This window comes from Porphyrobacter sp. AAP60 (assembly GCF_001296025.1).
Taxonomy (GTDB): Bacteria; Pseudomonadota; Alphaproteobacteria; order Sphingomonadales; family Sphingomonadaceae; genus Erythrobacter.
Genome location: NZ_LJHV01000006.1, coordinates 1 through 15634, shown reverse-complemented (window position 1 = coordinate 15634; position 15634 = coordinate 1). Strand labels below are relative to the sequence as shown.

At 65.1% G+C, this 15634-nt stretch carries 10 protein-coding genes; 5 read left to right on the top strand and 5 right to left on the bottom strand.

Annotated features, from left to right (window positions below; genetic code table 11):
* Nucleotides 1-262 precede the first annotated feature (262 nt).
* The 4 genes from IP79_RS05735 to IP79_RS05720 are packed head-to-tail and all read left to right on the top strand — an operon-like array spanning nt 263 to nt 4951.
* A complete protein-coding gene (locus IP79_RS05735; RefSeq protein WP_054118347.1) occupies nt 263-1726 on the top strand; it encodes an efflux transporter outer membrane subunit in 1464 nt (487 codons plus the stop codon).
* Nucleotides 1723-3039, top strand: coding sequence for an efflux RND transporter periplasmic adaptor subunit (locus IP79_RS05730; RefSeq protein ID WP_054118328.1), 1317 nt, complete (start codon nt 1723-1725; stop codon nt 3037-3039). The genes IP79_RS05735 and IP79_RS05730 overlap by 4 nt, the downstream gene beginning before the upstream one ends.
* The gene (locus IP79_RS05725) at nt 3039-3758 is read left to right on the top strand and encodes an ABC transporter ATP-binding protein (RefSeq protein WP_197273752.1); all 720 of its coding nucleotides are present in this window, start codon (nt 3039-3041) and stop codon (nt 3756-3758) included. The genes IP79_RS05730 and IP79_RS05725 overlap by 1 nt, the downstream gene beginning before the upstream one ends.
* Nucleotides 3758-4951: an ABC transporter permease gene (locus tag IP79_RS05720; RefSeq protein WP_054118346.1), complete on the top strand. Its 1194-nt coding sequence runs from the start codon at nt 3758-3760 to the stop codon at nt 4949-4951. The genes IP79_RS05725 and IP79_RS05720 overlap by 1 nt, the downstream gene beginning before the upstream one ends.
* 36 nt (nt 4952-4987) lie before the next feature.
* On the opposite strand, the gene IP79_RS05715 is transcribed toward IP79_RS05720, so the two are convergent.
* Nucleotides 4988-6835, bottom strand: coding sequence for a DUF885 domain-containing protein (locus IP79_RS05715; RefSeq protein WP_054118326.1), 1848 nt, complete (start codon nt 6833-6835; stop codon nt 4988-4990).
* Between the two features lie 134 nt (nt 6836-6969).
* Between IP79_RS05715 and IP79_RS05710 the strand changes: the two genes are divergently transcribed.
* Nucleotides 6970-9420: a prolyl oligopeptidase family serine peptidase gene (locus IP79_RS05710; RefSeq protein WP_233994096.1), complete on the top strand. Its 2451-nt coding sequence runs from the start codon at nt 6970-6972 to the stop codon at nt 9418-9420.
* A gap of 13 nt (nt 9421-9433) precedes the next feature.
* Here the strand turns inward: IP79_RS05710 and IP79_RS05705 are convergent, their stop codons facing one another.
* From IP79_RS05705 to IP79_RS15650, 4 genes are all read right to left on the bottom strand, one after another.
* Nucleotides 9434-10657, bottom strand: coding sequence for a threonine synthase (locus tag IP79_RS05705; RefSeq protein WP_054118325.1), 1224 nt, complete (start codon nt 10655-10657; stop codon nt 9434-9436).
* Between the two features lie 37 nt (nt 10658-10694).
* The gene (locus IP79_RS05700; protein WP_054118324.1) at nt 10695-11948 is read right to left on the bottom strand and encodes a cation:proton antiporter; all 1254 of its coding nucleotides are present in this window, start codon (nt 11946-11948) and stop codon (nt 10695-10697) included.
* A gap of 128 nt (nt 11949-12076) precedes the next feature.
* Nucleotides 12077-13879 (bottom strand): hypothetical protein, encoded by a 1803-nt coding sequence (locus IP79_RS05695; protein ID WP_054118323.1) that lies wholly within the window; start codon nt 13877-13879, stop codon nt 12077-12079.
* On the bottom strand, nt 13876-15634 hold a 1759-nt coding region (locus IP79_RS15650; RefSeq protein WP_054118322.1), incomplete at its 5' end, for a DUF4175 family protein. The genes IP79_RS05695 and IP79_RS15650, both read right to left, overlap by 4 nt.

Sequence of the window (15634 nt, the reverse complement as noted above, 5' to 3'; positions counted from 1 at the left end):
GAATTCTCTATGCGCCGGCAGGCAGACAGCGCATGGCTGGTGCCGACATGATCTGACCAAACGCATCTTCATCGACAAGCGACGCAGCAAGACCGACGAAACTGCGTTGCGCCCTGCTTTTGTGGATGATAGCAAATACATGTTTTCCATGCCGAGTTTGGCAAGAAAATGAGCAACGGGGTGCAATTGGCTGGTGGGCGGCTTTTGCAAGATGTGCCATCCGGCGACCGCCCCGAAGTCTATTGTGCAAGGGGATAGGGTGTTGGCCAAGGATGATCGCAGCCAGCCCGGCGCACCGCGCACCCCGCGTCTTGCGCTTGCGGTATCGCTCGCCGCCCTGTCTCTTGCCGGATGCGCCGTGCCGCGCGGTGCGCCGCCGCCCATGGCCAGCGCCCAGCCCCTGCCCGAACGCTGGGTCCTGGCAGACCCGGCGGGCGAGGCGATTGCGCTGGATCGGTACTGGGCCATGCTCGGCGATCCGCTGGTCGATGAATATGTGACGCAGGCGCAGTCCGATAATCTCGATATTGCCCAGGCGGTTACGCGCCTGCGTGTGGCCCGCGCCGGATTGCGGCAGGCCCGTGCAGATCGCGTCCCCCGGATCACCGGCAGCGGCGGCGCATCGCGTGACTTCGGCGATTTTGCGAGTGACGATGTCCGCTTCTCGGTCGGCGCGGACGCCGCGTGGGAGGTTGATCTGTTCGGCCGGATCGATGCTTCAGTGGATGCGGCGCGCGGTGATTTGCGCAGCGCAGGCTATTCGCTGGGTGATCTGGAACGCGTGATTACAGCGCAGGTCGCCAGCCAGGTGGTCACCGCCCGATCGATTGCCGCACAGCTTGCGATCGCACGCGGCACGCTGGCCAATCAGGAAGACAACCTGCAAATCGCCCGCTGGCGCAATCAGGCAGGGCTGGTCGCCAGCCTCGATGTCGAACAGGCCCGCACCCAGCGCGCGCAGACCGCAGCGGTGATCCCGCAGCTGGAAAGCGATCTGGTCGCAGTTGCCAATGCGATCTCCACGCTGATCGGGGAGCCGCCGGGCCGGGTTTACCGCGCCTTTGTAGACGCGCCGCGCAGCGTTCCGGTCACCCCGGCGCAGGTCGAACTGACTGCGCCAGCCGATATGCTGCGGCGGCGGCCCGATGTCAGTGCGGCAGAAGCGCGGCTGGCCGCCGATCTTGACCGCGTGGGCGTGGCCCGTGCTCAGCTTTATCCGCTGGTGCGGCTGACCGGCACCGTCGGCACCAATGCGACCGATATTGATAGCCTGTTCGATCTGGTCACCGGCAATGTCTTTGCCAGCCTGACCCAGCTGATTTTCGATGGCGGGCGCGCACGCGGGCAGATCGAAGCGGCGCAGGCGCTGGCTGACGGATCGCTCGCCGCGTGGCGGCAGAGCATCCTGTTTGCGCTGGAGGATGTCGAATCCTCCGCGGTCGATCTCGAAAACAGCGATGCGCGGGTCATTGCGTTGCAGGAAGCCAGCGAGGGGGCGCGCAACGCCGCTTTGCTCGCCCGCAGCCAGTATCAGGCCGGGCTGATCGATTTCCAGACGCTGCTGGTGATCGAAAGCCAGTTGCTGAATACACAGACCGCGCAGGTCAATGCCGAAGCCTCGCGTGCGCTGGCCTTCATCAGTCTGGCCCGCGCACTGGGCGGCGGCTGGTCCGTGCCCGAAGGCGCGGCAATCGAGCAAATGGCGGCAAGGGGGCCAACCGAGTGAACGCAACTACCACACCGCCGGAAGAGCCAAGCGTGGACGAATTCCTCGGCACCAAACCGCGCCCGCGCTGGCGGCGCACGATGAAATATTGGCTGCCCGCCCTGATCGTGGTCCTGATACTCGCGCTGATCATCTCGTCGTTCTTCAGCGAGCCGCCGAAGCCCGATTACATCACCGAGGAGGTCGCGCAGGAATCGCTGTCCCTGTCCGTCACCGCGACCGGCAATCTGCGGCCGACCAATCAGGTGGAAGTCGGCGCGGAAGTGACCGGCCCGCTCGATAGCGTGCTGGTGGATGTCAACGACCGCGTGACCAGGGGGCAGGTGATCGCGGTGATCAACACCGAGATTATCGACCAGCAGGTTGCCTTGTCGCGCGCCAATCTGGGGGCAGCACGGGCAGCTTTGGCACAGGCGCAGGCGACGCTGAACATCGACAAGGTGCAGCTCGAACGGCTTGAAGAAGTGCGCCGGCTGTCGGATGGACGCGTCCCTTCCCTGATCGAAGTCGAACAGGCCGAAGCGGCAGTCGAACGTGACCGGGCGGCGGTTGCTTCCGCCCGCGCCAATATCGACGCGGCGGAAGCATCGCTGAGAGGCAACCTCACCACCCGCAGCCGCGCCGTGATCCGTGCGCCTGTCACAGGCGTGGTGCTCGCCCGCCGGGTCGAACCGGGGCAGACGGTGGTGGCCAGCTTCAACACTGTCACCCTGTTCGTGATCGCCGAGGATCTTTCGGCGATGCAATTGCGCGTATCGATCGATGAAGCTGATGTCGGACAGGTCAAATCGGGGCAGAACGCGACTTTCACTGTCGATGCCTATCCCGGGCGGCGTTTCCCCGCGACGCTGGAACGGGTTGATCTGGCATCCAGCAACACGGTGCAGGGCCAGACCGGAGGCAGCGGCGCGGCGGCGGCGGGTGGATCGGTGGTCAATTACGAAGCGCGGCTTGACGTGCAGAACCAGGATGGCCTGCTGCGCCCCGGCATGACAGCAACCGCAACGATTGCCACGCAGAATACGGGCAATGCATTGCTGGTGCCCAATGCGGCATTGCGTTTCCGCCCCGATGCCAAGGCCGAAGGCGGCGGCGGGGTCTTCCAGCCGCAAATCGGGCTTGAAGACCAGGAGCAAAAGGCCACCATCGGCGAAGGCAGCCGCCAACAGGTGCAGGTGCTGCAAGCCGATGGCACCCTGCGCGCCGTCAATGTGGTGACAGGGCGCAGCGACGGGCGGCGAACGGTTGTGCGATCAAGCGATCTCAAGCCCGGCATGAAAGTGGTTACCGGGCTGAAGGCTGCTGCCCGGTGATGGCAGAACCGCTCATCGCGCTGGAGGGCATCACCAAGACCTTCGGCAACGGAGCAGCCGCGTTTCAGGCGCTCAAAGGCATCGACCTGACCATCGACCGCGGCGAATTTGTTGCGATCATGGGGCCTTCGGGTTCAGGCAAATCGACCACGATGAATATCCTCGGCTGCCTTGATGTGCCCACGGGCGGCGTGTTCCGGTTTCGCGGGGTGGAGGTGCAGAAGCTCGACCGGGATCAGCGCAGCCTGCTGCGCCGCCGCTATCTCGGCTTTGTGTTTCAGGGCTTCAACCTGCTGGCGCGCACCACGGCAATCGAGAATGTCGAACTGCCGCTGCTCTATCGCGGCGAAAAGAAAGCCCAGCGGCGTGAGGCCGCGATGCGGGCGCTGGATCAGGTGGGGCTGGTGCCGTGGGCATCGCACACCCCGGCGGAACTTTCCGGCGGTCAGCAACAGCGTGTCGCCATCGCCCGTGCGCTGGTGACCCAGCCCGATGTGTTGCTGGCGGACGAGCCGACCGGCAACCTCGACAGTGAACGCTCGGTCGAAATCATGGAACTGCTGCGCCGCTTGAACAGCGAAGGCATCACCGTGCTGATGGTCACGCACGAGGAGGAAATGGCCGCCTTTGCCAAAACCATAGTGCGGTTCCGCGATGGCAAGGTTGAACGGATCGAACGCGGTACGCGCGCGCTGCCTGCCGATGGTGCGCCGGCATGATGCTGGGTTCCACCCTGCTGCTGGCGCTGCGCGAAATCCGCCGCCACATCATGCGTTCGATCCTGACGACGCTGGGCATCATCATCGGTGTGGCTGCTGTGGTAACGATGGTGACCGTGGGCAACGGGGTGACCGCATCGGTGCAGGACGAGATTTCCTCGCTCGGCGCGAGCAATTTCATCATCTTCCCGGTCCGCACCACCCGCGGCACGGTCCGCCCGTTCGACGAGACCGATATCCGCGCGGTCGAACAGCAGATTGCCGGGGTCAAGATCGCCGCAGGCGGGGTCGGCGCCAGCGCCACCGCTTTCTACAACGGGCAGGACTGGGACACGCGGATTGAAGGGGGCACCAATCCCCTGCTTGAGGCGCAGACCATCTCGATCGGCGAAGGCCGCGCCTTCAGCAAGGACGAGGAGGAAGCCGGCAAAAGCGTGTGCCTGATCGGTCTCAAGGTGCGCGACGCAATCTTCCCGCGCGGCGCAAGCCCGGTCGGCGAACGCATGCGGCTCGGCGATGTATCGTGCCAGGTCATCGGGGTGATGGAGGAACGCGGCCAGGGCGGCGGGCAGGACGATGACGATGTGGTCTATATGCCGCTCAAGACGGTGCAACGGCGGTTCCGGGGGAACGACAACATCGATTACTTCGTGGTCAAATATGATGCCGCCTATGCCGCCGCATCGATCCAGAACGCGATGGTCGATCTGCTGCGCGAGCGGCGCCTGCTGCAAGGCGATGAACCCAATGATTTCAACATCATCGACACAGCGCAGATCAATCAGGCGCTGGGCGCGGTCACCGGCGCGCTGACGGCAATGGTGGCAATGATCGCATCGATCAGCCTGCTGGTGGGCGGGATCGGCATCATGAACATCATGCTGGTTTCCGTCACAGAACGCACCCGCGAAATCGGCATCCGCCTCGCCATCGGCGCGCTGGCACGCGAGGTGCGGCTGCAATTCCTGACAGAGGCGGTGGTGCTGTGCGCGCTGGGTGGTCTGGTGGGGATCGGGCTGGCATTCGTGGCGTCGATCGGTCTGGCGGCGGCGATTGACGTGCCTTTCGTGTTCGATCCGGTGATCAACATCGTCAGCTTCGTGTTCGCCGCCGGGATGGGGATCGTGTTCGGCTATTACCCCGCCCGCCGCGCCTCGAAGCTCGACCCGATTGACGCCTTGCGGCACGAGTGAGCGACGGGCGGGCGGGCAAGGTTTACCAAAGGCCGGTCAGACCGAAAGCCGCGCTATCCATTCATCGACCCGGCGTTCGAGAATCGACAGCGGCTGCGATCCCGATGCGATCAGCAGATCGTGGAAGCCCTTGATATCGAACCGCTCACCCAAAGTCTCTTCGGCGCGGGCGCGCAGTTCCATGATCTTGAGCATCCCGATCTTGTAACCGGTCGCCTGCCCCGGCAGCGTGATGTAGCGGCGCACTTCGGAACGCGACCGTTCGATCGGCTGGCGGCCGGTGGTGTTCATGTAGGTGACGGCTTCATCCTCGGTCCAGCCCATTGCGTGGATGCCGGTGTCCACCACCAATCGCGCCGCGCGGAACAGCTCAGCATCCAGCCGCATGAAATCGGCTGCAATATCGGGGAAAGCGTTCATTTCCTTGCACAGCGCCTCGGCATAGAGCGCCCAGCCCTCTCCGAATGCGACATAACCGGTGACAGCGCGGAACTTCGGCCCGCCCTGCTGGCGCACCTGGATATCGCCCTGCATGTTATGGCCGGGCACCGCTTCGTGGCACATCAGCGTATACATCGCGGCAGGATCGGGAACCGTGCCGACAAGGTGGACATAAGTCTTGGCCGGGCGCTTGCCATCAGGGCTGGGGGCAGACGCATGAGCCGCGCCGCCTGCCACTTCGGAAAAAGCCGGTTCGCGCACCACTTCGATCCCGTAGGCGGGCAATGTGCCGAAATAGGGCTCCAGCAGAGTCCGCGTGCGCGCGACAAAGGCGTTGGCGGTGTCGAGATATTGCTTGCGCGCCGCGTCATCATACTGGCGCGGCGGGTTCAACCGGGCACGCTCGGCATAGAAGGCATGGCGATCGGCAAGGCCCGACTGACGCGCCAGCGCGTCCTGTTCCGCCTCGATCCGCGCGACTTCGGCGCGGCCGATCGTGTGGATCTGCTGCGCGGTGTAATCGGTGGTGGTGACGAGTTTCAATTCGTTTGCGTAATAGGCATCACCGCCGGGCAGGGTCAGCGCGCCGACCTTGCCGCTGGGCGCGGTGGGCAGGCTTTCTTCGGCCCAGGCAATGACGCGGGCATAGGCAGGCGCAAGCGCGAGGATCGCAGTGCGTGCCTGTTCAAGCAAGCCGTCAGCCTCGGCCTGCCCGATCTTGCCGGAGGCGACCAGCGCAGCGGTCTTCGCCTTTACATCGGCCCACAGCGCGGCATCGTCGCCCTCTGCGAAGGGCGCGCCGGATGTCAGTTTGCGGCTGCCCGCGATGACCGTTTCGATCTGGAACCGCGGCACGCGGATGCCCGCCACCTCGCTCGCCTTCGTCCGCTCGATCGCGATGTCGAGCACAGCCGGCATCCCCCGCAACCGTGCGATGTAATTCTCCAGATCGGCCACATCGGCAACGGTGTGGGTGTTCACCAGAAAATCAGGGAGCTGGCTGTGCGCCGAATAAAGCCGCGAATAGAAGGGCGGGCGATAAAGGCGGTTGGCCTGCGATAGCGCCGCGCGTTCCGCCTCGAGCGCCCAGATATCGAAGTTGACCTGCCCTTCAGGCGACAGCTTGCTGCGATCGAACTGCGCCATCATCCGCGCCGCACTGGCTTCACGCCACGCGACCATGGCTTCGGCAGCGGCATCGCTGGTGTCGTTCCAGCGATCCCCGCCCTCCTTGATCCCCAATCGGGTGGCAAGCTGTGGTTGCTGTTTGACCAGTTCTGCAAACTCGCCGTCCAGAAATGCGGTCAGGCGCGCATCTTCGCGGGCCATATCCTCGGCAGTCGCGGTGGCAGGGGCTGCGGGTGCCTGCGCCAGCGCTGCGGTGCCGGGCACCATGAGGCCCGCGATGACGGTGGCAAGGCTGCGGAAAAGCATGGGTTTCATGGGGGTGTCCTGTCGCAAGCTGATGCGCCACGGGTGTCTGTGGCTGTCCGGCACCGTGGGTAGCGGCCAAACAGATGCGCGTGAAGGCGTTTCGGCGACAGGCAGGGCGGAAAGGGCCGCCAACACTTGATCGCGTGCCATCGCTGCTTCAAGACTGGCGCCAAGGGAGATTAGCCATTCACACATCGATCCGTGCTGCCGTCACACTCGGTCTTGTTGTCACCGTTGCTGCGCCTGCAGCCGCGCAGGACGGATACCGCACGCCGCCAGCGGATGTGACCGACATCGTGACCCGTGCGCCCAGCCCCGGTGTATCAGTCTCGCCCAGCGGAGACCAGATGCTGCTGATCGAACGCGAAGCTCTGCCGCCGGTGGCCGATCTGGCCAAGCCGATGGAAAAGCTGGCAGGATTGCGGCTCGATCCTGCGACCAATGACCGTCACCGCACCCGTTCGCAGATTGGCCTTTCGTTGCAGGACATCGCCAGCGGCACTGTGCGCCCCGTCGCGCTGCCTGCCGATGCCGATCTGTCGCGCCTGTCATGGGCGCCCGATGGATCGAAGGTGGTGTTCGCCAACACACGCCCCGATGCGGTTGATCTCTATGTACTCGATACCGCCACGGCGCAGGCGCGCAAGCTGATGACCGGCGGGGTCAACCCGATCTTCCAGTCGCCCGACTGGATGCCGGACGGTTCGTTGCTGGTGCTGACGATTCCCGCCGCCCGCGGCCCGATTCCAACCGAATCGCTCACCCCTGTCGGCCCGGCGATCCAGACCGCAGCGGGCGGCAAGCAGGCGCAGACCCGCACCTATCAGGACTTGCTGGAAAACCCGCATGACGAAGCGCTGTTCGCGTGGCTCACCACTTCGCAGCCGGTGATCATGTCGCCCGACGGGCGCAGCAAACGCAATGTCGGCGATGCGCGTATCTATACCTCCGTCACCCCGTCGCCCGATGGCAAATATCTGCTGATGGAATGGCTGGAGCAGCCCTTTTCCTATCAGGTGCCGTGGTCGCGCTTCCCGCTGACCAGCGCGGTCTATTCGGCCGACGGCAAGCTGGTGCAGACCATTGCCGAGCAACCGCTGGCCGATGCCCTGCCCGTGCAAGGCGTGGTGACCGGGCGGCGCAACATCCGCTGGCATCCGACCGAGGATGCCCTGCTGCTGTGGGTCGAAGCGCAGGATGGCGGCGATCCGCGCGTGGCAACCGACAACCGCGATAACCTGCTGGCCCTGCCCGCGCCCTTCAGCGGGGAAGCGCGCGTGCTGGCCCGCATGGAAGACCGGTCTTCGGGCGCTTTCGGGATCGAAGGTTCGGATGATCTCATCGCTTACGATTATGATCGTGACACGCGCGAGATCCGCCAGACCCTGATCGATGTGACCGGCAACGAAGCCCCGCGCCAGATCGGCATCCGCAATGCGCAGGATGCCTATAACGACCCCGGCAACCCGCTGTTCACCTACTCCGATCGCGGCACGCGGGTGGCGCGCATGGTCGATGGCAAACTGTTGCTGTCGGGCCTTGGCGCGACACCCGAAGGCTATCGCCCGTTCCTGCGCCGCTTCGATCTGGCGACACAGGAAACCGAAGAGCTGTGGCGCAATTCCGGCGAAGAGTTCGAAGCCGTGGTCGATGTGCTGGCCGAGGACGGCAGCGCGTTTGTGACCTCATACGAAAGCCCGACCAACCCGGGCAACTTCCGGCTCCATTCCGCGGGCGACGCCCGGTTCCTGACAGCCTTCCCCGATCCGCACCCCGAACTGACCGGGATCAAGCGCGAGCTGGTGACTTACCAGCGCGGCGACGGGGTCGATCTTACCGCGACGCTCTATCTGCCGTCGGATTACAAGCAGGGGGACAAGCTGCCGGTGGTCGTGTGGGCCTATCCGATGGAATATAATGACGCGGCAACGGCAGGGCAGAACCGCGATTCCCCCTACCGTTTCACCCGCGTCGGCGGGTATTCGCCGCTGTTCTTCCTGACACAGGGCTATGCCGTGCTTGACCGCGCGGCGATGCCGGTGGTCGGCGCCGATCCGGAAACGGTCAACGACAGCTTCATCGAACAGATCGTCATGAGCGCGCGGGCGGCAGTCGATTTCACTGTCGAACGCGGGTTCGGCGACGGGGTGCGGGTGGGCGTGGGCGGCCACAGTTACGGCGCGTTCATGACCGCGCACCTGCTGGCAAACAGCGACCTGTTCCGCGCCGGCATCGCCCGGTCGGGCGCCTATAACCGCACACTGACCCCGTTCGGTTTCCAGTCCGAACGGCGTGTGTTCTGGGACACGCCGGAGACTTACTACCGCCTCAGCCCGTTCATGGCGGCCAACAAGATCAACGAACCGATCCTGTTCATCCACGGGCAGAATGACAGCAATTCAGGCACGTTCCCCGAACAGTCGGAACGGATGTTCGCGGCTGTGAAAGGCACCGGCGGCACCGCTCGGCTGGTGATGCTGCCGCACGAAGATCACGGCTATCGCGGGCGCGAATCCGTGCTGCACACGCTGTATGAAATGATCGACTGGTTCGATCTGCACGTGAAAAACGCGCCCGTCGCGGCGGAGGAATAGGGGCCGCCGCGCATTACAGCGATGACCAGTCAATCGGCTGGTGGCGATCAAGCCTGCGTGATTGGTCTTCCAGCGGGTATTTCAGGCCGGTGGCGCAGTTGAACAGCAGCGCCTCCTCGTCAGGGCCGACAAGGCCGGTGCGCAGCGCCTTTTCGTAAGCCGCCAGCGTGGCTCCGCCTTCGGGGCACAGCAGCGTGCCATCATCGCGGGCCACGGCTGTCACCGCTTCCGCGATGGCATCATCGGAAACCGCAATGGCAAAGCCGCCACTTTCACGCACGGCATCAAGGATCAGGAAATCGCCCACGGCCTGGGGTACTCGGATGCCAGAGGCAATCGTGGCCGGATCATCCCAGCGCACCGCGTGGCGTTCCCCGTTCTCGAAAGCGCGCACCATCGGCGCGCAGCCTTCGGCCTGCACCGCCACCATGCGCGGGCGTTCAGGGCCGATCAGGCCAATCGCTTCCAGTTCGGCAAAGGCTTTCCACATCCCGATCAACCCGGTTCCGCCGCCGGTCGGGTAGAAGATCACGTCCGGCACGCGCCAGCCGAGCTGTTCGACCAGTTCCAGCCCCATCGTCTTCTTGCCTTCGATCCGGTAGGGTTCCTTCAGGGTCGAAAGGTCGAACCACCCCTGCGTTTCCTTGCCCGCGGCAACCAGCTTGCCGCAATCGTCGATCTGGCCGTTGACCCTGTAAACGCGCGCGCCATAGGCGGCGATTTCGCGGATATTGATCTCGGGCGTTTCTTCGGGAGCGAAGATCACGGCTTCGATGCCAGCCGCCGCCGCATAGGCCGCAGCAGCCGCACCGGCATTGCCATTGGTCGGCATGGCGATCTTGGCAATGCCCAGTTCCTTGGCCATCGAAAGCGCCATCACCAGCCCGCGCGCCTTGAACGATCCGGTCGGCAGGCGGCCCTCGTCCTTGACCAGCAGCGCCCGTGCACCCAACCGCGCCGCTGTTCGCGCCAGTGGCAGGATCGGCGTTGCTTCCTCGCCCAGTTCCAGCCGGTTGGAAAAGTCCGCCAGCGGCAGCAGTTCGCGCCATTTCCACAAGGACGCAGGCCGTGCTGCAAATGTCTCCCGTGAAACCGCATCCCTCAAGGCTGGCAGGTCATAACGCACCAGCAGCGGCCGCCCGGCCTCCGACAGGCCATGCACCACCCCCGCCTCGTACGGTACGCCAGTAAGGCCGCATTCGAGGTGGGTGACAAAATATTCGCGTGAAAGGTCCATGGTGATCTTCGCCCGGAAGTGGATGATGCAAAGGTGACTACTGGCCGCCTTCGCGGGCCCTGTCTGCGTCTTCGTCAGCGTCTGCATCTGCGCGAATACCCGACAGCGCGGCTCCGGCGCTGAGGCCGTGGACCACCGCCGACATTGCAATGCTCACCAGTACCACAAGCCACAGGTCAGCAATCATCGGGACCTCCGCCGTAACGGCCGCGAAGGCGAGATAATAAAGGCTGCCGATTCCCCGCACCCCGAAGGCGGCGACAACAAACCGCTCCTTGTTCGGCTGCCCGGTGCCGGCCAGAGCCGCCCAACCGAACAGCGGGCGGATCACGAAGATAAGGCTTGCCGCAATCGCCACATGCTCAAGCCGGATCTCGTTCCAATAAACGCCAAGCGCCGCGCCGGTCATCAGCAGCAGCACCGCCGTAAGCGTATGCTCGATAGAAAGGTTGAACACATGCAGATCGCCGTGGAAGCTGTGCTTTGATTCGACATGGCGAAAAGCAAGGCCGCCGACGAAGCAGGCGATAAAGCCATAGCCATGAATGGCCTCGGCAAGCCCGTAGCATACCAGCACGCTGGCAAAGGCAAGCACGCCCGAGGCGGTTTCGGCCAGTGCGTTTCCGGCGGGCCAGCGGAACACCACCTGCGCCAGCAACCACCCGGTGATGACGCCGCTGATTGCGCCTGCCACGATCCGGTAGACAAAATCATAGCCAAACCAGGACATGAACTCGGCGCCCGACAAGCCGCCAATCGCGGCGATTGCGAGATACACGAACGGGAAAGCCAGCCCGTCATTCAGCCCTGCCTCGGTGGTCAGTGCAAAGCGCACCGGGTGTTCGCCCCCTTCGCTGGGAGGGCCGACCTGCACATCGCCTGCAAGAACCGGATCGGTCGGCGCCAGCACCGCGCCCAGAAGGATTGCGCTCGCCAATGGCAAGCCTGTGGCCATCCCGGCCAGCGCCACGGCGCAGATTGTCAGCGGCATCGCCACGGCCAGAAGCCGCCAACTTGCCCGCCACCGTGCCAGGGGCCTTACAGCGTCGATCCGCATCCCTGTAGCGAACAGCGCCACGATCACGGTCATTTCACTCAGCGTTTCCCACCATTCAGGCGATTCAATCGGCGCGAACAGGCTTGGCGGCGATTCGAGCATCATGGCGCACACAAAACCGCCGCCAATCAGCAACGCCGATCCCGCAGGCTCGCGCCCCGAAACAAACCGCGGCAGCCAGTAGGCGGCAAAGACTGCCACGCCGATGAACAGCAGAAAATTGTGATAGCTCATCTATGTACTGCCACTTGGCCTGCTCACGGTCGCCGTATGGCCGAGCTTCAGATTGTGAGCATTAACGCGCTAGCGAAAAGCAGGCAACTGCCTCGCCCCGTGCTGAAAGAACCGCGCCGGGCCACGTTTCATGCCGCAGGTCTTGCGCGGAGGCGGCGTTCTCCCGCCCACACCGCCGCGCTCGCGAGGAGCCATCCGAGAAAATATGGCCATGCCGGGCCGCGCTGCTGCGGCATTTCGATTGCGGCCTGATCGTTCTGCCGCGCTGCCCATCGCGCTGTCGCTTCTGCTGTCTCTCTGGCCCTTATCGGTGAGAGAGCATCTGCGGCCAAAACGGGGAAGTCGTAAGTCTGCTGACTATCGCTTCCTGCCTGCGCAATGGTGTAAACCCCCGGATCGGCAGGCCAATATGCCGCGCAGCCGCGCGCGCCCGCATCCGGATCGATGGCAAGCGCAACCTCGCTCTTGTCGGGCGCCATGACCCGTGCCGAAGCCGCAATTCCGCAGATCGCCATCCGCTCACCTGCTTGCACCAGAGCGGGCACGTGCGGGCGGAACAGGCTGTCAGGGCGCGATATGGCGCTTACCGTATCGCTCCACCATTGTTCGTAGCGGTCAGCCTGCCCGTTCAGCACCAACGCGAAGCTGTTGGATACAGTCCACAAGGCGAAGCGCCCTTGCTGGCGTTGCTGCCAGCCGGAAACCATCGCCCCGTCCGCATCTGTCACAACCGGCACGAAGTCGGGCCCGGTGCGGATGATCCACCGCCCGAGATCGGGGGCAGGATCATCGATGGCGTTGATATCATCGGGAACATCATCTGACCCCGGCCCGCGGCGGACAGCAAGTGCATCCGCATCCGTGGCAAGGGGCGGGAGCGCGACCGGGGCAATCTCGCTACCTCCCTCGACCGACAGGCCGAGCCTGCGCCATGTATCGCGCGTGCCGGAGGTTGCCGGCGATGTCATCCGCACCACCACACCCAGCCCCCCGGCAACAGCCTGCGCCAGCGCTCCGCGCGCGCCGCTGCCGAGCCCGGCCAGAAGCCGATCATCGATGATCACCGCATCGGCTTCTCGCAAGGCGGCGGCATCCAGCCTGACCCCGTCGCCCCCCAGATTGATTCCGCCTCCAGCCTCGATCCTGCTTTGCAGGGCAATCCCGGAATCCTCGGCCCAGCGGCGCAGGTATTTGGCTTCGGGCGAAGGCGCCGCGATCAGCAACAGACGGAAAGGCCGTTCGGGCAAGGTCCGCAGCGGCACCGGAGTGTCCGAGACGATGGCCTTGTCTCGCCCGCGCAGCCGCAGGGTAAATTGCGCAAGGCCCGGCGTGCGCGCGGCGCCGCCAAGCGTGAAGCCTCCGCCAGCCCCGATCACCCGCGCATCGACGCGGCGGCCAGCTGGATCGAGCAACTCGGCTGCGCCGCCTTCCAGCCCCGCCGCCTCGCCCGCCAGTGCAAAGACCGATCCGGCGCGCGTGTCTGCCGGTGGATCAAGCCGGATAAGGCCGCGCGGGGTTGGCATAGGCGTAAAATTGGCCCGGATCCCCGCATCATAGTCGCGGTCACGTTCTGTCAGGCCGCGCCCGAAAATGCGGATGCGCTGCACCTGACCATGGCGGCGCAAGGCGGTGGCAAGATCGGGCACACGCTCGGCCCCTTCAACTGGGGGAGCTTCGGGCAGCGCGACCAGCCGCTCGCCCTGCCCTGCACGAACATTGCGCGGTGCCTCGCCAGTGGCCACCAGCAATGCCTCGCCGCCAATCGGCAGCCGCGGCGGGAAGATTGCGAGGTACAGCAGCAGACCGCTCGCCAGCGAGAGCGCTGCGACACCCCACGCCAGCCATTCCCGCCGAAGCAGCAACAGCCGCACCGCCGCAACCAGCGCGCCTGCGCCGATCAGCAGCGCAATCAAGGTTTCGGCCCCGATCACCGCAGACCCTGCACGTAACGCCTGCCAACCGCACCGCCATCATCGCGGCGGCGAACCTGCGCGGGAGGGCGGGTCAGCACCGTCCACAGCTGGCCACGCAGTTTTGCGCGCAAGCCCTGCGCGCCGGGCTGGCTGCGCACCGCATCAATCGCGGCCAGCACGCCAAGCGGATCGCGGATGCGGGCGCTGTTGCCGCGCACCCAGCGATCCAGCCCGTCAAGATCGATCGCGCCCGGCTGGGCCAGCGCCCGCCATGCCGTTGCCGGAACAGCATCCTCGATCGCAAACGGCGTGAGCTGCGCTCCTCCGCCCACGATCCCCTCGCGCTTGCCCGTCAGCCGCCGCGCCATGTCGATCGGGGGTTGCTGCGATCCGATCCGCGGCAGATAGATCCGCGTCGCCTGCTGTACCTGCTTGATGAAATCGAGCGCCTTGTATTCAAACGGCAGGGCGGCTTCGGGCCGCCCCGAACGCAGGTTCAGCTCGGCCTCCCACATCGCATCGAGCGCGGCTTTCAGCAGCTTGCGGGTATCGGGATCGAGCAGGGTCGCCGCTTCGCTCTCGTCATGGACATGGCCATATTCGGCGGTGATGTTGCCGAGATCACCGAATATCGGGGATTCCGGTGCGGCACCGTGATCGTGGCCATCGCCGTCATAATGTTCGGGCTCTGGCGGTGCGTCCTTGTCGGATGTCGGCAGCGGGGGCCGGGGTGTCTCCTCGGCCTCCATGCCGACGAACTGCCCGTATCTCAGGCGCAGCAAGCGCTGATCGACCCCGATGGTGTCGGAACGCACCATGAGTTCATCCTCGCTCAGGTTGCGGCGCTGCTTGATCAGCGCCTCGGTATCGATGATCACCTGACGTTGACTGCGGAAGTAGGCCGGCATCGCCTGCTTGGCCATCAGGTCGAGCCCTTCGGCCTGCTGAGGCGCGGCCGATGGCCAGCGCAGAATTACGCCAGGGCCGCGCACCACCTGCGGGCCGGGCATGCGCGTATCGGCAACGGTCAGCTGCGCAACCAGATCGCTTCCGACCTGAAACCCGTATGCCGCCAGTGGCAGATCGACGACAAAGCGTCTGCGCCGGGGATCGCCGGTGCCGGTAACCGTGCGGCTGCGTTCGGTGAAGCTGACATTCTCGCCCTCACCTACGGCGGTGGTGACGGTCAGGCGGGCGAGCGGATCGACGGCGTAATCATCGCTGGCTTCGAACACCACCCGCCAGCTGCGTTGACCGGGCTGCATCATGACAAGGCCCGAGGCTGGCTCGATCACCCGCACCTGCGGGGGTTCATCGGCAACCGGTTCCAGCCGGTGGGACGGCTGCAGGGCGCTCATCCCCTCGGCCGTGACACGGTAAAGCGATGGGCCGTCAAGCCGCAGCGATCCCCGCCAAACTTCCGCATCCTGCGTCAGGGCAAGGCGCTGGCCGCCAACCAGCTGCAGCGCAGCGGACGGGGGCTGCGGGGCAAAGTCCAGCGTCCATTCGATCCGCGATCCCACCGGCGCGCGAACATCAAGGCTGGTCGCATAGCGGGCCGGCAGGCGCGTATAGGCGGGTGGCACAATCCGCACCCGCTGGCCGGTGAGGCGCGGCTCGCCCGGCGCGGTGGTCAGGCTAGGCGCGGCAGGTGCCAGCGGCGGAGGTGCGGAGTTCTGAACGTGCCAGACAATGACCGCCGCCACCGCCAGCGCACCGAGCGCCCAAGCCACGGCGATGCGCCGCCATGACCAGCTGTCAGCGAGGCTCCCC

Coding starts and splice junctions, on each gene's coding strand:
- IP79_RS05700 (WP_054118324.1), bottom strand. CDS start 11,948: ATGAGCTATCACAATTTTCTGCTGTTCATCGGCGTGGCAGTCTTTGCC.
- IP79_RS05715 (WP_054118326.1), bottom strand. CDS start 6,835: ATGAAACCCATGCTTTTCCGCAGCCTTGCCACCGTCATCGCGGGCCTC.
- IP79_RS05720 (WP_054118346.1), top strand. CDS start 3,758: ATGCTGGGTTCCACCCTGCTGCTGGCGCTGCGCGAAATCCGCCGCCAC.
- IP79_RS05705 (WP_054118325.1), bottom strand. CDS start 10,657: ATGGACCTTTCACGCGAATATTTTGTCACCCACCTCGAATGCGGCCTT.
- IP79_RS05725 (WP_197273752.1), top strand. CDS start 3,039: ATGGCAGAACCGCTCATCGCGCTGGAGGGCATCACCAAGACCTTCGGC.